21 protein-coding genes are annotated in these 22,032 nt (G+C 63.2%); 11 read left to right on the top strand and 10 right to left on the bottom strand.

Features of this window, described 5'->3' with window-relative positions; translation table 11 throughout:
- Positions 1-2: 2 nt before the first annotated feature.
- The 10 genes from JP75_RS00960 to JP75_RS00915 all read left to right on the top strand — a co-directional run bounded on the left by JP75_RS00960 (position 3) and on the right by JP75_RS00915 (position 9,745).
- Positions 3-860 carry an ABC transporter permease gene (locus tag JP75_RS00960; protein ID WP_035077850.1) on the top strand — a complete coding sequence of 286 codons (858 nt, stop codon included), beginning with the start codon at positions 3-5 and terminating at the stop codon, positions 858-860.
- 2 nt (positions 861-862) lie between these two features.
- Positions 863-1,888: an ABC transporter ATP-binding protein gene (locus JP75_RS00955; protein WP_051960075.1), complete on the top strand. Its 1,026-nt coding sequence runs from the start codon at positions 863-865 to the stop codon at positions 1,886-1,888.
- The gene (locus tag JP75_RS00950) at positions 1,885-2,724 is read left to right on the top strand and encodes an ABC transporter ATP-binding protein (RefSeq protein ID WP_035077848.1); all 840 of its coding nucleotides are present in this window, start codon (positions 1,885-1,887) and stop codon (positions 2,722-2,724) included. The genes JP75_RS00955 and JP75_RS00950 overlap by 4 nt, the downstream gene beginning before the upstream one ends.
- Positions 2,725-2,767: 43 nt before the next feature.
- Positions 2,768-3,499 (top strand): SDR family oxidoreductase, encoded by a 732-nt coding sequence (locus JP75_RS00945; RefSeq protein ID WP_035077846.1) that lies wholly within the window; start codon positions 2,768-2,770, stop codon positions 3,497-3,499.
- A gap of 10 nt (positions 3,500-3,509) precedes the next feature.
- On the top strand, positions 3,510-4,235 hold the full coding sequence (locus JP75_RS00940; RefSeq protein WP_035077845.1) for an SDR family oxidoreductase: 726 nt from the start codon (positions 3,510-3,512) through the stop codon (positions 4,233-4,235).
- Between the two features lie 233 nt (positions 4,236-4,468).
- Complete coding sequence (locus tag JP75_RS00935; protein ID WP_035077843.1) at positions 4,469-5,812, top strand: extracellular solute-binding protein; 1,344 nt, start codon at positions 4,469-4,471, stop codon at positions 5,810-5,812.
- 68 nt (positions 5,813-5,880) lie between these two features.
- Entirely contained in the window at positions 5,881-6,765 is an 885-nt protein-coding gene (locus tag JP75_RS00930) for an ABC transporter permease subunit (protein ID WP_035077841.1), read from the top strand.
- Positions 6,766-6,775: 10 nt separating this feature from the next.
- The gene (locus tag JP75_RS00925; protein WP_035077839.1) at positions 6,776-7,693 is read left to right on the top strand and encodes an ABC transporter permease subunit; all 918 of its coding nucleotides are present in this window, start codon (positions 6,776-6,778) and stop codon (positions 7,691-7,693) included.
- Positions 7,694-7,700: 7 nt separating this feature from the next.
- Positions 7,701-8,813 carry an ABC transporter ATP-binding protein gene (locus JP75_RS00920; RefSeq protein WP_035077837.1) on the top strand — a complete coding sequence of 371 codons (1,113 nt, stop codon included), beginning with the start codon at positions 7,701-7,703 and terminating at the stop codon, positions 8,811-8,813.
- Positions 8,814-8,833: 20 nt separating this feature from the next.
- Entirely contained in the window at positions 8,834-9,745 is a 912-nt protein-coding gene (locus tag JP75_RS00915) for a TIM barrel protein (protein ID WP_035077835.1), read from the top strand.
- A gap of 56 nt (positions 9,746-9,801) precedes the next feature.
- On the opposite strand, the gene JP75_RS00910 is transcribed toward JP75_RS00915, so the two are convergent.
- From JP75_RS00910 to JP75_RS00875, 8 genes are all read right to left on the bottom strand, one after another.
- Positions 9,802-10,680, bottom strand: a complete 879-nt coding sequence (locus JP75_RS00910; protein WP_152565691.1) for a DMT family transporter — start codon at positions 10,678-10,680, stop codon at positions 9,802-9,804.
- Entirely contained in the window at positions 10,681-11,103 is a 423-nt protein-coding gene (locus JP75_RS00905; protein WP_035077831.1) for a GNAT family N-acetyltransferase, read from the bottom strand. It lies immediately after the preceding gene.
- Between the two features lie 2 nt (positions 11,104-11,105).
- Positions 11,106-12,230: an anhydro-N-acetylmuramic acid kinase gene (locus JP75_RS00900; protein ID WP_035077829.1), complete on the bottom strand. Its 1,125-nt coding sequence runs from the start codon at positions 12,228-12,230 to the stop codon at positions 11,106-11,108.
- 5 nt (positions 12,231-12,235) lie between these two features.
- Positions 12,236-13,228 carry a serine hydrolase domain-containing protein gene (locus tag JP75_RS00895; RefSeq protein ID WP_035077827.1) on the bottom strand — a complete coding sequence of 331 codons (993 nt, stop codon included), beginning with the start codon at positions 13,226-13,228 and terminating at the stop codon, positions 12,236-12,238.
- Positions 13,225-14,955, bottom strand: coding sequence for an ABC transporter ATP-binding protein (locus tag JP75_RS00890; RefSeq protein ID WP_035077825.1), 1,731 nt, complete (start codon positions 14,953-14,955; stop codon positions 13,225-13,227). The genes JP75_RS00895 and JP75_RS00890 overlap by 4 nt, the downstream gene beginning before the upstream one ends.
- The gene (locus JP75_RS00885; RefSeq protein WP_035077821.1) at positions 14,952-15,794 is read right to left on the bottom strand and encodes an ABC transporter permease; all 843 of its coding nucleotides are present in this window, start codon (positions 15,792-15,794) and stop codon (positions 14,952-14,954) included. The genes JP75_RS00890 and JP75_RS00885 overlap by 4 nt, the downstream gene beginning before the upstream one ends.
- Entirely contained in the window at positions 15,794-16,753 is a 960-nt protein-coding gene (locus JP75_RS00880; RefSeq protein ID WP_035077818.1) for an ABC transporter permease, read from the bottom strand. The genes JP75_RS00885 and JP75_RS00880 overlap by 1 nt, the downstream gene beginning before the upstream one ends.
- 61 nt (positions 16,754-16,814) lie before the next feature.
- Positions 16,815-18,305: an ABC transporter substrate-binding protein gene (locus JP75_RS00875; RefSeq protein ID WP_425277251.1), complete on the bottom strand. Its 1,491-nt coding sequence runs from the start codon at positions 18,303-18,305 to the stop codon at positions 16,815-16,817.
- A 262-nt stretch (positions 18,306-18,567) separates the two neighbouring features.
- On the opposite strand from JP75_RS00875, the gene JP75_RS00870 reads away from it, so the two are divergent.
- The gene (locus JP75_RS00870; protein ID WP_035077814.1) at positions 18,568-19,419 is read left to right on the top strand and encodes a MurR/RpiR family transcriptional regulator; all 852 of its coding nucleotides are present in this window, start codon (positions 18,568-18,570) and stop codon (positions 19,417-19,419) included.
- A gap of 145 nt (positions 19,420-19,564) precedes the next feature.
- Here the strand turns inward: JP75_RS00870 and dgcA are convergent, their stop codons facing one another.
- Together dgcA and JP75_RS00860 are read right to left on the bottom strand one after the other, a co-directional pair.
- A complete protein-coding gene (gene dgcA, locus JP75_RS00865) occupies positions 19,565-20,554 on the bottom strand; it encodes an N-acetyl-D-Glu racemase DgcA (RefSeq protein WP_035077812.1) in 990 nt (329 codons plus the stop codon).
- Between the two features lie 101 nt (positions 20,555-20,655).
- Complete coding sequence (locus JP75_RS00860) at positions 20,656-21,960, bottom strand: aspartate aminotransferase family protein (protein ID WP_035077810.1); 1,305 nt, start codon at positions 21,958-21,960, stop codon at positions 20,656-20,658.
- Positions 21,961-22,032: the final 72 nt, after the last annotated feature.

Raw genomic sequence — 22,032 nt, 5'->3', positions numbered from 1 at the left:
CCATGTTCAAGATTCTGCGCGACCTGCTGCGCTACAATATCGAATTTGCCATCGGCTTTGTGCTGACGCTGGCCATCTTCCTTTTCGCGCTGGCGCATTTCTGGGCACCGTTGCCGGATAACGCCATCTACCTCCTGCCGCCCGACATGCCGCCTTCGGCGCAATACTGGTTCGGCACGACATCGCGCGGGCAGGACGTGCTCTGGCAGATGAGCTCGGCCATCTGGAACACCATGCTGTTCGGCCTGAGCGTGACCATTTTGAGCCGCTTGCTGGCGGTCGCAGTGGGCATGATCTCGGGCTATCTCGGTGGCAAGTGGGACGAGTTCCTGATGACGATCAACGACACGATGATCGCCCTGCCCAACATTCCCATCCTGCTGCTGGTCTATTTCGTCATGCGCGACCAGATGAGCTGGCCGGTGCTGGCGCTGACCGCGGCACTGCTCGGCTGGAACTATGATGCGCGGCTCATCCGTTCGGTGACACTGAGCCTGAGGAATCGCGAATTTACCCGCCACGCGGTGTTTGCCGGCATGAGCGTGCCGCAAATCCTGGTGCGCCAGCATCTACCCTATGTGATGCCGGTCATCTTCTTTACGGCGATGAACAATCTCATCTGGGCCATCGGGCTCGAGGTGACGCTGTCGGTTCTGGGCTTCTCCGACATCAACCGGCCGACCATTGGCGGGATGATCTATTGGGCCAACCAGCATCAAGCCATCATTGCCGGCATCTGGTGGTGGATCGCCTTCCCGATCATTGCCGTGGTGCTGCTGTTCCTCGGACTCTTCCTGCTCGCCATTTCGGTCAACGAATATATCGACCCTCGCAGTCGCCTCAGCCGGATGGGAGCGTAGCCATGCTTGCCGCAGTCGAAAACAAACCTGCCAGCGTCGAAGCGAAACCGGTGCTGCGCGTGGAAGGCCTCAAGGCCTATTATCAGATGAACTATTTTGGCGTGCGCCGCGAAGTGCGGGCCGTCGACGATGTTTCCCTGACCATCAAGCGCAATGAAATCTATGGGATTGCCGGGGAGTCATCCTCGGGCAAATCCTCGCTGATCAAGACCATTGCCGGGGCGATCACGCCGCCGCTGCGGGTGGTGGAAGGGTCAGTGAAGTTCGATTTCGGGGGCAAGGAGCTGGATGTCTATGCCCAGCGCCCGGCGATGAAGGCGGCGCGGTGGAAACATCTTTCCTATGTGATGCAGGGTTCGATGAATGTGCTGAACCCGGTGCGCAAGGTGAAGCATGCTTTTCATGACTTTGCCTTCAAGCATATGGGGCTTTCAGAGGGTGAGTTTCGGGCGCGGGTGGAGAGCCATCTGCAGCGGATCGGGCTTGATCCGCGGGTGCTCGAATCCTATCCGCACCAGCTTTCGGGCGGCATGCGGCAGCGGTTGACCATTGGCTTGGCGACGGTGTGCGAGCCGGAATTCATCATTGCCGACGAGCCGACGACGGCGCTCGACGTCTTGGTGCAGCAGGATGTGCTGGCGCTGATCAAGGGCGTGCAGCAGCGCATGGGCTCGTCGATCATCTTTGTTACCCATGACATGACGGTGCATGCGGCGATCGCTGACCGGATCGGGATCGTCTATGCGGGGCGTCTGGTGGAGGAGGGGCCAACGCTGGATGTGTTCCAGCGGCCGCAGCATCCCTATACGGCGCATCTGATCGCCAGCCTGCCGCGCATTGGCGATACGCGGAAGCGCGTGGCGTTGGGCGGCAAGCCGCCGAACCTGGCCGACCCGCCGAGCGGGTGTCGTTTCCATCCGCGCTGTCCGCTCGCCGTGGACAAGTGCAAGAGCGAGAACCCGCCACTGCTGGCGCGCAATACCGGCCGGGTCGCCTGTTGGCGCGCCGGGGAGGTGGAGGCCGCATGAGCGCTCTGCTTGAACTAGAGGACGTCAACAAGGACTATCGCGTCGGCGGTTTTCTCGATCGCTCGACGCTGCATGCGGTCAAGCATGTGAGTTTTACGCTCGATGCGGAGAAGCCCGAAATCTTCACCGTGGTGGGGGAGTCAGGCAGCGGCAAGACGACGACGGCGCGCATGATCCTCGGCAATGAAACGCCGACCAGCGGCACGCTGCGCTTCATGGGCAAGGGTATTGCCCAGGTGCGCACGCGCAAGGAACGGCTCGATTTCATGTCGCGCGTTCAGCCGATTTTTCAGAACCCGTTCGAGGCGTTCAATCCGCTGACGACGCTCGACTATTATCTGTTCTCGACGGCGCGGCGGTTCCTGGGGCTCAAGGACAAGGCGGCGGTGGATGCGGCGACCGACAAGGCGCTGCAGCATGTGGGGCTGTCTCTCGCGGAAGTGCGCGGGCGCTATTCGCACGAGCTTTCTGGTGGGCAGTTGCAGCGTATTGCGGTGGCGCGGGCGCTCATTCCGGGGCCGAAACTGATCGTGGCGGATGAGCCGGTGTCCATGGTCGATGCGTCGCTGCGCATGTCGATCGTCAACCTGTTCCGCGAGCTGCGCGATACGCTTGGCGTGTCGATCATCTACATCACGCACGATCTGTCGACGGCCTACTATATTTCGGACCGCGTCATAATCATGCACAAGGGAGATGTTGTGGAGGCGGGGCGTGCCGAGGAGGTGCTCGGCAATCCGACCCACGAATATTCCCGTGCCTTGAGAAGCGCGGTGCTGCCGCCGGACCCGGTCGTTGCCAGTGCGATCATTCGCGAGAAGCTGCGGGCGATCTAGCGGTGACGTCTCGCTGAGGGGGCCGTATCGCCTGGAGGAACTTATGGCTGAATCTCTTGAAGGCAAGATTGCCGTCATTACCGGCGCTGCATCGGGCATTGGGCTCGCGAGCACCAAGGCGCTGCTTGCAGAGGGCGCGACGGTGGTGATGGTGGACTGGAACCGAGAGGGGCTGGAGCCGCTTGCCAAAAACCTTGGGGAGCGGGCCATTGTGCAGGTGACGAACCTGCTCGATGCCGAGAGCTGCAATGCGATGGTGCCGGAAGTCCTTCGGAAGGTGCCGCATATCGACATTTTGTACTGCAATGCCGGGACTTATATCGGCGGCGACCTGACGGAGACGACGCCGGAAGCGATCGACCGGATGCTTAATCTCAACGTCAATGCGGTGATGAAGAATGTGCATGCGGTGGTGCCGCACATGATCGCGCGGAAGACGGGCGATATTGTTGTGACCTGCTCGATTGCCGGGCATTTTCCGACCTATTGGGAGCCGGTTTATTCGGGCTCGAAATGGGCGATCACCAGCTTCGTCCAGGGCATGCGCCGGCAGATGATCCCGCATGGGGTGCGCGTGTCGCAGGTGTCGCCGGGGCCGGTGGTTTCGGCGCTGCTGGCCGACTGGCCGGAGGAAAACCTGCGCAAGGCCAAGGAAAGCGGGAGCCTGATGGACCCCGAGGAAGTGGCCGATGCGATCGTCTTTATGCTGACGCGCAAACGCGGTGTGACGATCCGCGATATGATCGTGTTGCCGAGCAATTTCGATCGTGTCTGAGAGGGGCAAGATGTCGTTTTCGGGCAAGACGGTCATCGTGACCGGGGCGGGCAAGGGGATTGGCCGTGCCTGTGCTCAGGTATTGGCAGAGCGCGGAGCGGAGGTCGTGGCGCTGAGCCGGACGGCGGCTGATCTTGAAAGCCTGCATGCTGAGATCGGGTGCCGGACGGTGCTTGTCGATCTCATCGATCCCAAGGCGGCGCGGGCGGCGATGGCGGAGGCGGGGACCTGCGATTTCCTCGTCAACAGCGCCGGGATCAATGTGCTCGAAAGCGTCTTGGACATGACCGAGGCGGGCTATGAGGCAGTGCTGGGGATCAATCTTCGGGGTGCGTTGATCACCTGCCAGGAATTTGCGCGGCGGCGCGTCGAGGCGGGTGGGGGTGGCGCCATCGTCAACATCACCTCCATTGCCGGGCATCGCGGCTTCCAGGATCACCTCGCCTATGCGGCGTCGAAGGCGGGGCTCGAAGGGGCGAGCCGGGTGCTTGCGAAGGAGCTCGGGCCGCATGGCATTCGGGTCAATTGCGTCGCCCCGACGATCACGCTGACCGAGCTTGCGGCGGTGGCCTGGAGCGACCCCAAGAAGAGCGAGCCGATGATGGTTCGCCACCCGCTCAAGCGGTTTGCGCTGGCCGAAGAAGTGGCGCACAGCGTTGCAATGTTGCTCTCGGATGATGGCGCTATGATCTCCGGTGCGGTGCTGCCGATCGATGGTGGTTTCCTCTCCGTCTGACGCGGTAGAAAGCCGAAATCTTCGTAATTTCCGTTGCTTGCCGGAGAGCTTCCGGCGATGGCTTTGGGCCTGTGACACCGTGTGCGACGGGCCCTGTCATCAACCCTTCTCCGATCCTTCGTCGTTCCGTCACACAGTCTTAGTCAAAGCGCCATGGCTTTGAGAATGACCTGTCATGCGGGGCGCCTAGGAGTCCGCCCGCCCAACGGCCTCAAATTCGGAGACAGGCTAAAATGACTAGCATCCGGCTGCTCAGCGCAGCGTCCACGATCGCAGTGCTTTCCATCGCAACTGCTGCACCTGCCATGGCCCAGACCAAGTTCGAATTCTGGTATGGCCTTTCCGGCGACCTTTCCGAGCGCGTGCAGGACATGTGCCGCGGCTTCAACGAATCCCAGACCGATTATGAGATCGTCTGCGTCAGCCAGGAAAACTACGACAATACCCTGCAGAACACGATCGCGGCCTATCGCGCCAACAAGCAGCCGACCGTCACCCAGATTTTTGACGCCGGTACGCTCGATCTGATGCTCTCGGGCGCCTATATGCCGATCCGCGAACTGATGTCGTCCAACGGCTACGAAATCGACTGGGACAACTACCTCTCCGGTATCGCGTCCTACTTCTCGACCTCGACCGGCGAAATGCTGTCGCTGCCGTTCAACAACTCGACCGCCGTCATCTATTACAACACCGACGCGCTGGCCAAGGTTGGCTTTGAAGGCACGCCTTCGACCTGGGAAGAAGTCGAAACCGTCGCCCGCGCCATGAAGGACGCCGGCTATGAATGCCCGATCGCCTTTGATCCGGCCGGTGCCTGGCAGTGGTTCGAACAGTTCGAAGCCATCCACAACCAGCCGATCGCCACCAAGGGCAACGGTTTTGGCGGTCTCGACGCCGAAATGGTCGTGAGCCAGGGCAAGTTCGTTGACCAGCTCACCTGGATCAAGAAGATGTACGATGAAGGCATCATCGTCCATAAGTCCAAGGACGCCGGCGAAACCGCCAACGACGCCTTCGTCAACGGCAAGTGCCAGATCACCTCGTCCTCGATTGCCGACCACGGCACCTTTGGCAAGCAGGCCGCCGAAGGCGTGCACTGGACCAATGCCATGCTGCCGATGTGGTCGGATACCGAACGCACCAACTCGCTGGTTGGCGGCGCTTCGCTCTGGACCCTCAAGGGCAAGTCGGAAGAAGAATACAAGGGCGCTGCCGCGTTCTTCAACTACCTCGCCCAGCCCGAACAGGCCCAGACCTGGTCGACCATCACCGGCTACGTCCCGGTGACCATGGCCGGCTTTGAAGCCATGAAGGCTAACGGCTTCTACAACGAAGCCCCCAATAAGGGCCGCGAACTGGCCGTTGAAAGCCTGACCTTCACTCCGCCGACCGAAAACAGCCGTGGCATCCGTCTCGGCAACTATGCTTCGATCCGCGCCGAAATGGTCAAGACCATCCAGGACGTGCTGTTCAACAACGCTCCGGTGCTCGAGAGCCTCCAGGCGTTCGACGCCAAGGGCAACGAAATCCTGCGTCGCTTCGAACAGACCTACAAGGGCGCCCAGCTCCCCTGATCGCCTGATCTGATCGCACGGACGGCCATAGCGCCGCCCGTGCTTTTTTGTTCTGACTGGAGACGGCGATGGAACGACGCGCCTTTTACCGCAACCCGGTGCTGCCCTGGCTTCTCATTGGCCCGCAGCTCATCCTGGTCCTGGTATTTTTCTACTGGCCCACTTCGCAGGCGCTCTATTGGGCGTTCACGCTCGAACAACCCTGGGGCGGCGGCAATACCTGGGTCTGGCTCGACAATTTCATCGCCATCTTCCGGGATCGCGAATATTGGGCGACCGTTGCCCGCAGTGCGTTTTATGCGATCTGCACGACCGGCCTTTCCATGGCCGTGGCACTATTCCTGGCCTGTTTCGTCGACCGCTCGCTCAAAGGCACCAAGCTTTTCCAGTCGGTCTATGTCTGGCCCTATGCCATTGCCGCGCCGGCGGCCGGGGTGGCGTTCCGCTTCATCTTTGCCCCGCAATCGGGCCTGATCGGCTCGATCAACACGCTCTGGCCGGGCATCTGGGACCCGTCCACCAATGGCATCCATGCCCTTGCAATGGTCATCATCTGCCATGCCTGGCTCGGCATCGGCTATAATTTCATTTTCTTCCTCGCTGCCCTGCAGATGATCCCGCGCTCGATCACCGAGGCCGGGGCCATGGACGGCGCGCGCCCGCTGCGGCGCATGTTCGACCTGCAGCTTCCGCTGATCACGCCGACCGTCTTCTTCCTCCTGATCATGAACCTGATCTCGAGTTTTACCGACAGCTTTGGCCTCATCGACACGATGACCGAAGGCGGTCCGGTCGGCTCGACCGAAGTGATGGTCTACAAGATCTATTTCGACGGGTTCAAAGGCCTCGACTATTCGGGCGCTGCCGCTCAGTCGATCGTCCTGATGTTCCTCGTTATCGCGCTCACTTTCGTCCAGTTCAAATGGGTCGAAAAGCGCGTTCACTACAATTGAGGACGCTCAAATGATCGAACGTTCGCCTCTCTTCAATTTCGTCACCTATGCCGCCATGATACTGGGGCTACTGGTGGTGTTGGTACCCTTCTGGATCGTCATCGTGGCGGGCAGCCAGTCGCTGCAGGAAGTCAGCCGGGTGCCCATCGTGCTCTGGCCCTCTTCCCATCTCTGGGAAAACATCCAGTCGGCTTGGCTGCGTGCAGACCTGGGACCGAAACTGATCAACAGCTTCATCGTCGCCATCGGCGTGACGGCGGGCAAAATCCTCCTGGCCTCGATCTCGGCCTTTGCCATCGTGTTCTTTGACTTCAAGGCGCGCATGGTCTGCTTCTGGCTGATCTTCATCACCCTGATGCTGCCGCTCGAAGTGCGCATCGTGCCGACCTATGCGATTGCCGCCAATGCGCTGCTGCCCTTCCAGGTGGTGCTCGACACGCTGGGGATTACCGGTCTCGTGCAGGCCGTTTCGAGTGTCCGCATCGGGCTCGAATGGAACCTGCTCAATTCCTATACGGGCCTGATCCTGCCCCTGGTCGCCACGGCGACGGGCACCTTCCTCTATCGTCAGTTCTTCATGACCATTCCCGATGAACTGATCGAAGCCTCGAAGATGGATGGTGCCGGCCCGGTCCGTTTCTTCTTTGACGTGCTGCTGCCGCTCTCGCGCACCAATATGCTGGCGCTTGCCACTATCATGTTCGTGTCGAGCTGGAACCAGTATCTCTGGCCACTGCTGATCACGACGGACCGCACCCATTACGGCACCGTGGTGATGCAGCTCAAGGCGCTGATCCCGACGCAGAACGGCACGCCGGACTGGAACGTCACCATGGCCGGCGCCCTCATCATCATGCTTCCGCCACTGCTCGTCGTTGCGCTCATGCAGCGCTGGTTCGTGCGCGGCCTCATCACCCGAGACAAGTGAGACTTTCATGGCTGCGATCAGCTTTTCCGGCGTCAAGAAGCGCTACCAGAAGAATGACGTCATCCATGGCGTCGATGTGGAAATCGAAGCGGGCGAATTCGTCGTCATTCTCGGGCCATCGGGCTGCGGCAAGTCGACCCTGCTGCGCATGATTGCCGGGCTCGAGGAGATTTCCGAGGGCAAGATTGCCATCGATGGCAAGGTCGTCAACCAGCTCGAGCCGCGCGAACGCGGCTGCGCCATGGTGTTCCAGAACTATGCGCTCTATCCGCATATGAGCGTGCGCCAGAATATCGGCTATGCGCTCAAAGTCGCGGGCATGCCCAAGGCGGAGCGCGAGGCCAAGGTGCTGAAGGTGGCCAAATCCGTCAGCCTCGAACCCTATCTCGACCGCAAGCCGGGCGAGCTCTCGGGCGGCCAGCGCCAGCGCGTTGCCATGGCCCGCGCCATGGTGCGTGAGCCGAAGGTGTTTTTGTTCGACGAGCCCTTTTCCAATCTCGATGCGAAGCTGCGCGTGGCCATGCGCGCCGAGGTTCGTAACCTCCATCGCAGCCTTGGAGTGACATCGGTTTTCGTGACGCACGACCAGACCGAAGCCATGACCCTGGCCGACCGGCTGATCGTGATGAATTCGGGCTATGTCGAACAGGTGGGCAGGCCTTCAGAGGTCTATCATCATCCGGCGAGCCTGTTTGTCGCTGACTTCATCGGCTCTCCGTCGATGAACCTGGTGCGCGGCTTCTTCGGCGAAGACGGCTATTTCCGCCACGGCAAGGGCGGCATGCTCAACCTGCCTGGTCTCGCCAAGGCGCATCTCAGCCGGGAAGTATCCATCGGCATTCGTCCCGAACTGGTCCGTCGCGTCGATGCCGGCCACAAGGACGCGATTGCGGCCGTGGTCGATTATACCGAAGAGCTCGGCGCCTCGCGTCTCGTCTATGCCCGCGCCGATGGTAGCCCGATCATCGCCGTCGACGACGGCAATGACGCGCTGGCGACCGGCATGCCGGTGCACTTCGCCATGAGCGAGAGCGATATCCACGTCTTCGATCACACGACGGGCCGCCGCGTCGACCATGCAGGTCGTCCGGTTCGCGCCACCGACAGCGTTTCTGCCTGACCCTTTTTGAGGAGGCCCCAATGGGCAATATCATCGGCACCGGCTTCAATGTCGGCTCTACCGACGGCGAATTCCAGAGCTTTCACGACGATCTGCGCGCCCTCGCCGAAATGGGCGTTGATACGGTCGAGCTGGGGCTGACCAGCCTCGATCTGATCTCGGGCGGCCGCATCATTCCCGAGCGCGCCGAGCGCCTGGTTGCCATCACCAGCCAGTTCGACTTCCGCTACACGGCGCATGGCCTGGTTTCGTCCAACTTCATGGATCCGGTGACCCAGCGCTACCAGATGGATGCCGCCAAGGCGCTGGTGGAAGTGTGTGATCGCGTCAATGCGCGCGTGCTGGTGCAGCATGGCGGGTGCCTGCGTGCCGACCAGATTGCCGAGCGCGCCGATGCCGATATGCGTGAGCGCGAAGCGCTGGTTGAACTCGGTGATTTCGCTCGCCCCTATGGCGTGCGCATTGCGCTCGAAAACATCTTTACAACTGAGCTCGGCCAGTATCGCCAGACGCCGAAAGAGGTGGCCGAGACCGTCAAGGCGGTCAATCACTCGCAGGTCGTGGCGCTGATCGATTTTGGCCATGCCTATATCGAATCCACCTATCGCGGCCTCGACTTCTACGCCGAGATCGCCGCGATGGCGCCGGTCACCGGCCACCTGCACGTCCACGATAATTTTGGCCGTCCGCAAGGCTTTTACAAGCCGTTCCATCCGCAGGAAAACACCGCCATGGGTATCGGCGACCTGCACATGCCGCTCGGCTGGGGCGACATCGACTGGGATCGGATTTTCTCCGAACTCACCTTCCTGCCTGATACCGTGCTGATGATGGAAATCGGCCGTCGCTATCGCGCCGAGCAGCCGGAAAGCCTGCGTCTGGCGCGTGCGCTGGCTGGTCTTGAAGGTCAGGCGCAGGAAGCAGCGCAGTAAGCGTCAGTTCTTGACGACATGAAACGGGCGTCGGCCAAGCCGGCGCCCGAATTGTTTCAGCTTGCCGTTTGCGCTTCGACCGCACGGCGGGAATTGAGGACGCAGGCGGCGATGATGAGGCTGCCGCCGATCCAGAGCTGGGGGCCGGGGATTTCGGCAAAGAAGAAAAAGCCCAGAAGACCGGCCCAGATGAGGGCAGTGTAGTCGAGGACGGCGAAGACGCTGACCGGGAGACGGCGGAGGCCGTGGATCAGCAGCAGGAAACCGACAGCGCCCAAAAGGCCGATCAGGGTGCCGAGGCCGGCAATGTGCGGGGTGATGGCGGGCCAGGCGCCGAGGGCGAGGGGCAACACGAAGATCGCGGCAAGAAGGGATTGGCCCATGGTCATGGCGGCGGGGTCTTCGCGGCTCGAATGGTGCTTTAGGAGCGCGACGACGATCGCATAGGTGAGGGGGGCGAGGAGGGCGGCCGCCCAGGCGAGCGGGTCGCCTTCGATGGTCCCGAAACCCGCGGTCTGGCCGGCGAAGATGATGGTGGCGGAACCGGCGGCGCCAAGGGCGAGGGCAAACCAGGCAGTGGGGCCGATCTTTTCGTGAAAGAGAAACGCGCCAAGCAGGGTCACATAGACCGGAGCAGTCATGCCCAGCGCCGCGACGACGGCGAGGGGCAGGTGGGTGACGGCGTAAAAGAAAAGAGATGCCGTGACGACGAGGAGCGCGGCGCGCTGGGCTTGGCGGCCGAGATCTTCTTTCTTGGGCCAGGAAGCTCCGGTGAGGGCGATCCAGAGGATCAGCCAGATGGCGGAGCCGAGATAGCGGAGGAAGACGACCTGGAAGGTGGTCAGGTCGGCGCCGAGTGCCTTGGCGACGGCATCCATGCAGCACATCAGGACGATGCCGGAGGCGCAGAAAAGCATGCCGCTGAGGGATTTCACCTAGAGATCCTTGCAGAGGAAGCTGCGGGTACGGCCCTGGGGGAAATTCGGGAGCGTGCCGAAGACCGTGTAGCCGGCCTTTTGGTAAACGTGCAGAGCATGGGGGTTGAAGGTGTCGATATAGGCGCCGTGGCAGCCGCGTTGGCGGGCCTCCTGTTCGGCGTTTTCCAGCATTTGCCCAGCGAGACTTTGGCCGCGCTGGTCTTCTTCGACCCAGAGCCATTGCACATAAAGCCAACCCCAGGCGGTGTAGCCGGAAATGCCGGCCACGAGTTCGCCGTCGCTATCATGCACGAGGACCGCCAGCGGGCGGCGCTCGGCGGGGCCGACATCGGCCTCGTTGAAACTCGTCAGGCCCTTGCCGATCCTGTCGAGATCACTGGCGGCAGGGGTTTCCGTGACCTCCATGGAGAGGATGGACATGATCAGGCCGCCAGTTCGCCGCCGGTCAGCGGATGGGGTGCGCCGGTGGTTGTCGGGAAGCTGATGGGCAGGCCGCGGAGGACGCGGACGGCGAGGAAGGCGAAGCATTCGGCCTCGATGGCGTCGCCGCGCCAGCCGACGGTTTCGGCCGGGACGGCTTCGACGCCGGCGCGGGTTTTCAGCATAGCCATGATGGCGGGGTTGTGACGGCCGCCGCCGCAGACGACGAGCTTTTCGGGACGCTGGGGCAGGAGGTCGAGCGCCTTGCCGGCGGCGCCGCAGGTGAAGGCGGTGAGGGTCGCCGCGCCGTTTTCGGCACCGAGGCCATCGGCCATGGTGGAGAGGAAATCGAAGCGGTCGAGGGACTTTGGATAGGCGGCGCTGAGGTAGCGGTGGGTCAGGAGTTTGGCGAGGCGTTCTTCGTCGACTGTGCCGCGGAGGGCCATTTCGCCGTTGTGGTCCATGTCGCCGAGGCCGAGGCTTCTTACAAAATCATTGATCGGGGCGTTGGCGGGGCCGGTGTCGAAGGCGATGAGCTGGTCCTTGCCATCCCAGAAGGTGATATTGGCGACGCCGCCGAGATTGAGCACGGCGGTCTTGCCATCCGTCGCGCCGATCTTTTTCAGAAGGGCCTGATGGTAGAGAGCGGCGAGGGGCGCGCCCTGGCCGCCGGCGCGGACGTCGGCGGAGCGGAAATCATAGGCGACGGGGATTCCGAGGAGGTTGTGCATCAGCTTGCCATTGCCGAGCTGGCGGGTGGCGCCGATGCGGCCAGGTTGGGGCGCACGGTGGAGGACGGACTGGCCGTGGAAGCCGACGACGCCGATGTCTTCATTCTTGAGGCCGGCGTGTTTGACGAGGGCGGCGACGGCGGCGGACTGGGCGCGGGTGAGGGCGTCTTCGGCCTTGGCGAAAATGGCGGGCTCGGGGCCGTTAAAAGCCCAGGTGCGGGCTTGCGAGAGGGTTTCTTCGAGCTGGTCGCGGATGGATTGGGGATAGGGCGCGAGGGTATAGGCGCCGAAGCTTTCGACGGTTTCGCCATCGGTGCGGAGGAGGGCGACGTCGATATTGCCGTCGAGCACCGTGCCGGTCATGAGGCCCACGGCCCAGATTGGTTCAAAGGTCATCTGATTTACTCGGCGTTGATGCGGTCACCGACCGCGCGGCGCAGCGCAAAAATGCCGCTGTCGAAATGGCGGGTGGGGTGGACGCGATTGGTAAGGAGGGTCCAGGCGTGGCCGCGGGCGAAATCGATCCAGATGCCGGTGCCGGTGAAGCCGGTGTGGCCGATGGTTTCGGCGGTGCAATTGTCGCCGCCGGACCAGCCATCATAAGGGCGTTCCCAGCCATGGGTGCGGCGGGCGCTTAGGGGCGTGCGGATCAGGGCGTCGGGACCGGCCTTGATGAGCTTTTCGCCAGCGAAGTCGAGCATGGAATGGACGGTGCCGAAAAGGCCGGCATTGCCGGCGCCTTCGAGGGCCGAGCAATTGTCGTCGTGGACTTCGCCGACGAGGACGCGGTGGCGCCAGTAGCAGAGTTCTGTGGCGGCGGCGTTTTGCGGATCGGCGGACCAGGCGAAACCGGGACCAGGGTCCTGTTCGCGCAGCCATTTGCCGTGGATGCGTTCGAGGGCGAAGCCGAGAAGGATGAAATTGATGTCGGAATAGACGGCGGGGCCGGCGGGGAATTCGTGTTGCAGCAGGAAAGTGCGCAGGAGGTCCGGGTCGCGGCCATAGGTATAGAGCGGGAAGACGGCCGGGAAGGGTGTCTGGTGGCCGAGGCACTGGCGGAAGGTGATCTTCCGCTCCCAGTTGTCGAGATTGTAGTGGCGATAGTCGGGCAGGATTGTCGTCAGAGGCGCATCTAGGTCGATGGTGCCGGCTTCGGCAAGGGCAAGAATACGCTCGGTGGTGAAGGCGACTTTGCTGATCGAAGCGAGGTCGAACCAGGTGTCCTCGGTCATCGGGCGGCTGGTGGGCACGGTTTGGGCGGAGCCAATGGCGCGGGTGGCGCGGTTGCCGTCGCGGTCGATGACGCCGAGGACGCCCCCGGGGATGCGGCCGGATGCGATGGCTTGTTCGAGGGCGGGGAAGGCCCGCTCCAGCATGTCTTGCGGCTTGCTCATTTGGCTTCTTCGATGCGAACGCGGTGGTCTTGGCCGGCCTCGCGCCAGTTGGCCGGGGGCGGCTCGTAGCCGGCGGGGCGGACGAGGGATGGAACCTGGGTGGCGTCGATGGCGAAATGCTGGCGGCGACGCTCGATGGCGGGAACGGCGGAGATCAGGCGCTTGGTGTAGCTGTGCTGCGGATCGGAGAGCACGGAGCGGGCTTCGCCGATCTCGACGATCTGGCCGGCATACATGACGGCGATGCGATGGGCGATGCGCTCGACCACGGCCATATCGTGGGAGATGAAGAGGTATGCGAGGCTGAATTCGCGCTGGAGATCGACGAGGAGATCGAGGACGCGAGCCTGCACCGAAACGTCGAGGGCGGAGACGGCTTCGTCGAGCACGACGACATCGGGATTGAGCATCAGCACGCGTGCGATGCAGAGGCGCTGGCGCTGGCCGCCGGAGAACTGGTGGGGATAGCGGTTGAGCACATCGGCGGGGAGGCCGACGCGATCGAGCAGGAAACGCATGCGGTCGCGCAGGGCGTCGTCGAGCTTCTGGCCGTTGGCGATGGCGGGCTCGGCCATCAGGGCTTCCACATTGAGGCGCGGATTGAGCGAGGCGAAGGGGTCCTGGAACACCATCTGAATGGGGCGGCGCGAGCGGCCGGGTTTGGCGGCGATGGCGCCGCGATGCTTTTCGACGAGGCCGAGAATGGCGCGGGCGGTGGTGGATTTGCCGGAGCCGCTTTCGCCGACGATGGCGAGGGTTTCGCCGGGCATGAGATCGAAGCTGACGCCGTCTACGGCGTGGATGGCGCCCTTGGGCTGGAAGAGGCCCTTTTTCACCGGGAAGCGGACGACGAGGTCATCTACCTTGATGATGGGTTCGCTCGTCGCGGCCCGCTCGCCGTCGGCACGGACGGCCTTGCCGGAGGTGAAGTGGGGGACGGCGTTGAGCAGGTGTTTGGTGTAGTCGTGCTGCGGATTGTCGAGAACGGCGTCGGTCGTGTTCTGCTCGACGGCGAGGCCGTGCTGCATGACCATGATGCGGTCGGCAATGCCGGCGACGAGGCCGATGTCGTGGGTGATGAAGATCATCGACATGCCGGTTTCGGCGCGCAGTTCGGCGAGGAGCGCCATGATCTGGGCCTGCACGGTAACGTCGAGAGCGGTGGTCGGTTCGTCGGCGATGAGGAGGCGCGGGCTGCTGGCGAGGGCCATGGCGATCATGACGCGCTGGCGCATGCCGCCCGAGAGCTGGTGCGGGTAATAGGCGAGGCGCGACTTAGCGTCGGGGATGCGGACGCGGTCGAGTACGTCCAAGGCGGCGCGCTCGGCTTCGGCGCCGTGGAGGCCGCGGTTTAGCTTGAAAGCTTCCTCGATCTGGGCGCCGACGGTGTGTACCGGATTGAGCGAGGTCATCGGCTCCTGAAAGATCATCCCGACATCGCGGCCGCGGATGGTGCGGAGGACCTTTTCCTCTGCCTTGGCGACATCGAGGGTAGAACCGTCGCTGCGTTGCAGGATGATGGAGCCATTGGTGATGCGGCCGCCGCCGAAATCTACGAGGCGATTGACCGAGAGGGCGGTGACGGATTTGCCGGAGCCGCTTTCGCCGACAATGGCGAGGGTCTCGCCGGCGGCAAGGTCGAAGCTGACGCCCTTCACCACTTCATTGGCGGCCGGGTTCTGGCCGAAGCCGACGCGCAGATCGCGGACGGAAAGGAGAGGGGTCATGCTTCTCTCCTCTGGGTGCGGGGATCGAGAATGTCGCGGAGGGCGTCGCCGGTGAGATTGAAGCCTAAAATGCCGAGCATGATGGTCAGGGCCGGGAAGATCATCAGCCAAGGGGCTTGCGTCATCAGGTTCTTGCTTTCGGCCAGCATCAAGCCGAGCGACGGGGTCGGCGGCTGGGTGCCGAGGCCGAGGAAGGACAGGCCGGCTTCGGTGAGGAGGGCCCAGGCGAGAGCGAGGGTGACCTGCACAGCGAGCGGGGCGACGAGATTGAGCAGCAGGTGGCGGCTGAGGATATAGGGCTGTGAGCTGCCGAAGGTGCGGGCGGCGTCGACGAAATCGCGTTGTTTCAGCGACAAAGCCGGGCCGCGGACGACGCGGGCGAAGATGGGCGTATAGACGATGGCGATGGCGGCAACGCTGGTGCCGGTGCCCGGGCCGACAATGGCGATAATGAGGAGGGCGAGGAGGATGGCAGGGAAGGCCAGCAGCACGTCCATGATGCGCATCAGGATGCCATCCCAAAGCGTGCCCCACCATGCGGCGAGGAGGCCGATGATGGTGCCGAAGAGGGTGGCGAGGGCGACCGAGGAAAAGGCGATGATCATCGACTGCTTGATGCCGACCATGAGGCGGCTGAAGGTATCGCGGCCGAGGAGGTCGGTGCCGAACCAGTAATTGGCGCTGGGCGGCTTCAGGCGATCAATGGCGAAAAGCTTCAGCGGGTCGCGCGGGGTGAGGCCCAGCGTGCCGAGAACGGCGGCGAGCAGGTATAGCGCGATGATGGTGAGGCCGATGCGGCCGGAGGGGTGGCGCAGGAAGGCGCGGAGGAGCTTTTGCATCAGCGGCCCCCGATCCGGATGCGCGGATCGAGCGCGACATAAGCGAGGTCGACGAGCAAGTTCACCAAGAGGAAGTTGAAGGCGATGAAGAGGACGGTGCCCTGCACCAGCGCGTAATCGCGCTGGGTGATGGCATCGAGGACGAGGCGGCCGAGGCCGGGTAGGGCGAAGATTTGTTCGACGATGACGGCGCCGCCAAGGAGATAGCCGAATTCGACGCCCGAAAGGGTGACGACGGGGATCAGCGCATTGGGGAGGGCGTGGCGCCAGACGACGCTGCGCTGCGAGGCGCCTTTGGAGCGGGCGGTGCGGATATAGTCGTCGCTCAAGACGTCGAGCATGGCCGAGCGGGAAATGCGGGTGACGGAGGCGGCGAAGGCGAAGCCGAGGGTGATAGCCGGGAAGATCAACTGGCCGATGCTGGCGAGGGGATCGACGAAGAGCGGCGTGAAGGTGCCCATGGCGGGGACGAAGCCGAAGAAGACCGACAGGACATAGATGATGAGGACGCCGATGACGAAGCTGGGCGTCGACTGACCGAGCATGGCAAGCATGCGGACGATCAGGTCGCTGGGCTTTTCATTGCGCGTGGCGGCGAAGACACCGAGGGGGACGCCGACGCTGAGCGCGATGACCATGGACATGAGGGCCAATTGCAGGGTCAGCGGGAAGCGCTCGATAATGATCGCGAGGACCGGCTTGCCGTAGATGGATGAAATGCCGAGATCGCCCTGGAAGAGGCCGGAGAGCCAGCGCAGATATTGCGACCAGACGGGCTGGTCGATGCCGAAATAGGCGGCGAGGGCAGAGCGTTGCGCGGGGGTGAGGAGGCCCGCTTCGGTACCGAGCATGGCGGTAATGGCATCGCCGGGAACCATGCGGATCGAGACGAAGACGAGAACCGAAACCCCGAGCAGGATCAGTGGGAACGTCAGGAGGCGTTGCACCACATAATTCATCGAACGCCGTCTCCTGGATAAAAGGGACCGGCCCTCGGGCCAGTCCCGAACTTAATACAAATTACTGGACTGAAACTTCGGTCAGGCCGAACAGCGTGCCGGTCGGCGAGGGGACGAAGCCCGAAACCGTCTTGAGCTGGGCGGTATAGCCATAGCCCGTGGACAGCCACAGCCACGGGGCCTGTTCGACGAGGTGGTTTTCGAACTTGTGGAAGATTTCGACGCGCTTGGCCGGATCGGTTTCTGCCTGGCCTTCGCGCATCAGGGTGTCGAGCGTGTCGTCCACGAAGTTGGACACCTTGAGGAGATTGCCGTCCTTGGTGAAGTAGCGATTGTACATCGGGAACGGGTCGGGACGGCCGCCATTCTGGGCGACGGCCATGTCGAAATTGCCGGCGAGCCAGGTGTCGACATAGACGTTGAGTTCCATCATCTCGATTTCGAGATTGATGCCGATTTCGGCGAGCTGGGCCTGCAGCACCTGGGCTTCGGACGCAGCAACCGGGGGTTCGCCGGTGGCGCCGATGACCTTGGCGGTGAAGCCGGAAACGCCCGATTCAGCCATGAGCGCCTTCGCCTTTTCGAGGTCCTGCTCGTAGCAGAAGAGGGTGCTCGGGTCCTGAGCGAAGGCGGGCATGGTCAGGGGACCGGTCACCTTGCCTTCGCCGGCGAGGGCTGCGTCGACGATTTCCTGGCGGTTGATGGCACAGGACATGGCCTGGCGAACCTTCAGGTTGTCCATGGGCGGGCGCGACGGATTGAGCTGCAGAACGTTATAGGCCAGCACGGGTGCGCGGTTGAGCTGGAGATTGGCTTCGTTGGGCACCATGGTGGCGACCAGCGGGTCGTTGAGCAGGGCGAAATCGGTCTGGCCGGCGCGGAGCGAGGCGAGGATCGCGGTTTCGTCGGGCAGGACCGAGATGGTGATGCCATCAACCTTGACGTCGCCGCCGGCCCAATCGGCATTGGCGCTCAGAACTTCGCGGGAATTGGGTTCCCAGCTATCGAGCTTGAACGGGCCGGAGCCCACGGCTTCGGTGCCGACATTGCCGGCCTCGATTTCGCTGGCGGGGACGATGGCGGCATTGATGGTCGCCATGGCGACGAGGATCGGCACGTCGGCGGTCTTGAGGTTGAAGACGACGGTTTCCGCATCGGGCGTATCGATGGTGTCGATCGAGAGGAAATTCGAGCGCGCGGCGGCAGCGGTTTCCTCGTTGAGGATGCGTTCGAACGAAGCTTTTACGTCGGCCGGGGTGACCTGGGCGCCATTGGTGAACTTGGCGTTGGGATCGAGCTTGAAGGTCAGCGTCTTGGCGTCGGGGGCGAATTCCCAGCTCGTGGCGATGGCGGGGATGACGTTGAGATCGGCATCGAGGCGGACCAGCGGCTCATAGACCAGTTCGAGCAGGCGAATGGACGGGAAGGCGGTCTGCTTGTGCGGGTCGAGGCCCGTCGCGTCCTGGCTCCAGGCCATGCGGAGCGTCGCTGCCTGAACAGGCAGGGCCGCGGCGGCCGTCGTAAGCGCCGTGGCGATGGCGAGCCCGGTCATGAGCTTGCGGTGGTTGATCCAGTTCATCTTATTCCCTCCTTGCTGACGGCCCGTGCGGAAAGGGCCCAAATCCCGTGAAGTGCATTGCCGCTCCGATCCCTTGGGATCGCCCTGTCGGCGGCAGTGGTTCATGACAAGCCTATGAATTCGCAACAGTCTGTGTCAACGAGTTTCACTTAAGTGCTATTTTGTGAAATATTGTTTCAGAGAGGGTGCGATCTGAAGTAGGCTGGTTGAGCTGCGATCGGCCGGGAGGGTGGAATTGGGCATTCAGTCGAGCATCGAGGCGTCGTCGGCAAAGTTCACGCCGGCCATGCAGCGGGTGGCGACGGCCATTCGTGACACGCCGAGCCTCGTACTCAACAAGACGATCTATGAACTAGCCGAAACCTGCCAGACGTCGGTCGCTTCAGTGGTGCGGTTTTGCCAGGCGCTGGGGCTCTCGGGCTATGCGCAATTGCGCATGTCGCTGGCGACGGAACTGGGCAAGGAGACGGCGCAATATGGCGGCAACCTGATCCTTGGGGCGGAGATCGCCAAGTCGGACACGCTGCGGGAGATGGCGTCGAAGGTTGCGTCGCTCGAAATGCTGGCGATCGACGAGACGGTTTCGGGGCTTGATTATGAGGCGCTCGAGCGGGTCGTGGCGGCGCTCGATAAGGCACAGCGGATTTTGCTGTTCGGGATTGGGGCCAGCCAGTTCGTGGCGCAGGACCTGCATCACAAGCTGTTCCGCATCGGGCGCAATGCGTTTTTGCTGGCCGATCCGCATGAGGCCTGGACGGCGGCGCTGCTGTCGCCGCCGGGGACGGTGGCGTTCGGGTTTTCGCATTCGGGGGAAACGGCGGATACGGTGCGCTATATCGAGATTGCGCGGCAGGCGGGGGCGCTGACGATTGCGCTGACGGGGTCGCCGGAATCACCGCTGGCGAAGGCTGCGGAGGAATGTCTTGTCAGTCGGGCGCGGGAGAGCCGGTTGCGCGCGGGCGCCATGGTCAGCAGGATTGCGCAGTTAGCCATTGTCGATTGTTTGTTTTTGGGCGTGGCGAACCAGCGCTACGAGCAGACCGTGGATGCGCTGCAGCGGACGCGGGATGTGACGCACCCGCGTTAGGACCAATCGCTATTCGGCTGATGCTGGGCTGCAAATGACAGTTTTCTGCGCTTCCGGTGCTCACGTACCGATGTACGCTCCGCTCCGGTTCTCGAAAACCGCCATTTTCGCCTCAGCCTGAGCCGAATTTCGACCGGTCCTAGGATCAGCGGCCCCAAAGAGTGCTGACTGACGCGTCTATGATGCCGTCGGTATAGGCGAGGCCGTTGGGGCGGTCGGCGGCGAGGAGGAGGGGGCCATCGAGGTCGACCCAGCGGGCGAAGGGCGCGAGCAGGGAGGCTGGGGCCATGGAGAGCGAAGTGCTGACCATGCAGCCGACCATGATGGAGAGGTTCAGCTCTTTGGCGCGCTGGGCCACGGCGAGGGCTTCGGTGACGCCGCCGGTTTTGTCGAGTTTTACGTTGATGGCGTCGTAGCGGCCGACGAGCTTTTCGAGGCCGGCGAGGGCGTGGGCGCTTTCGTCGGCGCAGATGGGAACGGTGTGTTCGATTTCGGCGAGAAGGGCATCATTGCCGGCGGGCAGGGGCTGTTCGACGAGCTCGATGCCGGCGTCACGGGCGGCGCGGAGGAGGGTTTGCAGCTCGCTCGGCTGCCAGCCTTCGTTGGCGTCGACGACGAGGCGGGTGTTGGGCACAGCGACACGGATGGCGGCGATGCGCTCGGCGTCGCCGGGGGCGCCGAGTTTGAGTTTGAGGAGCGGCATGTGGCCGTGGCGCGCGGCGGCTTCGGCCATGGCTTCGGCGGTGTCGAGGCTGATGGTGTAGGCGGTTTCGATGCGGGCCGGGGGCTGGATATGGGCGAGCCTGGCGACGTCGGTCGAGGCGCGTTTCGCTTCGAGATCCCAGAAGGCGCAGTCGATCGCGTTGCGGGCGGCGCCGGGCGGCAGGACGGTCTGGAGGCCGGTCCGGTCAAGGCCGGCGGCGAGTTGGGGCGCAAGGCTCAAAATGGTTTCGAGCGTCGCATCGAGCGTTTCGCCATAGCGGGCATAGGGGACGCATTCGCCCTGGCCGATGACGCCGTCCTGTTCCAGTTCCACGCGGATGACGCGGGCTTCGGTCTTGCTGCCGCGGGAAATGGTGAAACGGCCGGCGATCGGGAAGCTCTCGATCTCGGCGTGGAGGCGTGTGGAGGTCATCGGGCAATCCGCAAAAGAAGTGGCGCACTCCTAACAGCGGATAGTGGGCTGGATCAACGGCGGGAGCCGGCGCAGGTGCATTGCGTCGGCTCCCCGTCGGATCAGCTTGGCAGGGTCGGAGCGACTTCGCGGGCGGCGGTGCGGACGGCTTCCAGCGTCTTGTCGACGACCTCGTCATTGTGCTCGGAGGAAACGAACCAGGCACCACGTTCGAGGACGCGTACGCCCTGGCGAAGGAGCGCCTGGGCGAAGCGGGCATAGCCGGCCTTGTCGGCGCGGGCGAGGTCGCGATAGTTGCGGGCCGGGGCGTCGAGGCCGAAACCGATATGGAACATCAGTTCGTAGCCGGTGACCTGGGCCTTGATGCCGGTTTCGGCAAAAATCGACTTGATACCTTCGCGAAGACGGGTGCCGTAGGCCGAGGTCTTTTCGTAGTGCTCGGGTGTGAGGGCCTGCTGGGTGGCGATCATGGCGGCCATGGGTACGGGCTGGGAATTGAAGGTGCCGCCATGGAGCACGCCGCCGGTGGCGAACATGTCCATGAGGTCGGCGCGGCCGACGATGGCGGCGACCGGAAAGCCGTTGGCGATGGCCTTGGCGAAGATCGAAAGATCGGGCGTGACGTTGAAGCGACCCTGGGCGCCCTTCTGGCCGAGGCGGAAGCCGGTGATGACTTCGTCGAAGATCAGGATGGTGCCGTATTTGCGGCAGGCGGCCTGGACGCCTTCGAGATAGCCGGGCATGGGCGAGATAGCGCCCTGGTTGCACATGGCAGCTTCCATGAGGACGGCGGCAACGTCGCCGCGCGAGAGGCGGGCTTCGACGGCGGCGAGATCGTTCCACTGCAGCACGTCGAGGCCTTCGGCATCGGCCATGCTCTGACCCTTGCTGCCGATGACGAGATTGGGGTCTTCGGCGGGGCCGGCGTCGGCCAGCGAGGGGGCTGTCGACCAGAGGATGTTGTCGAACCAGCCGTGATAGTGGCCTTCGAATTTCACGATGGTGCGTCGGCCGGTGGCGGCGCGGGTGAGGCGCATGGCGGCCTGGGCGACTTCGGAGCCGGAGGAGCCGAAGCGCAGGCGTTCGGCACTCGGGATGCGCTCGCAGATGATGCGGGCAGCTTCGTATTCGACGGGCGACTGGCCGGCGAAAAGGATGCCCTTTTCGACCTGCTGTTTGACGGCTGCCTGCACACCCTTGGGGCTATGGCCGAGGACCATGGCGCCCATGCCGCAATAATAGTCGATGATCTTATTGCCATCGACATCGTGCAAATAGGCGCCTTCGCCGTGGGTGAAGACGAGCGGACCGTGGCCCATGCCCAGGCGGAAATTGCTGTTTACGCCGCCGGCCACATAGCGAGACTCGGACGCGATGATGCGCGCGGACTCGTCGAACTTCAGCATTCGCTGCTCCTCGAATTGTTTGTCTGAAAACACACCACGGGGTCGCCGAGGTAAACGCCGGCGCATTTCGTG

Source organism: Devosia riboflavina, assembly GCF_000743575.1.
Classification (GTDB): Bacteria; Pseudomonadota; Alphaproteobacteria; order Rhizobiales; family Devosiaceae; genus Devosia; species Devosia riboflavina.
This window is presented reverse-complemented; position numbering and strand designations above follow the sequence as displayed.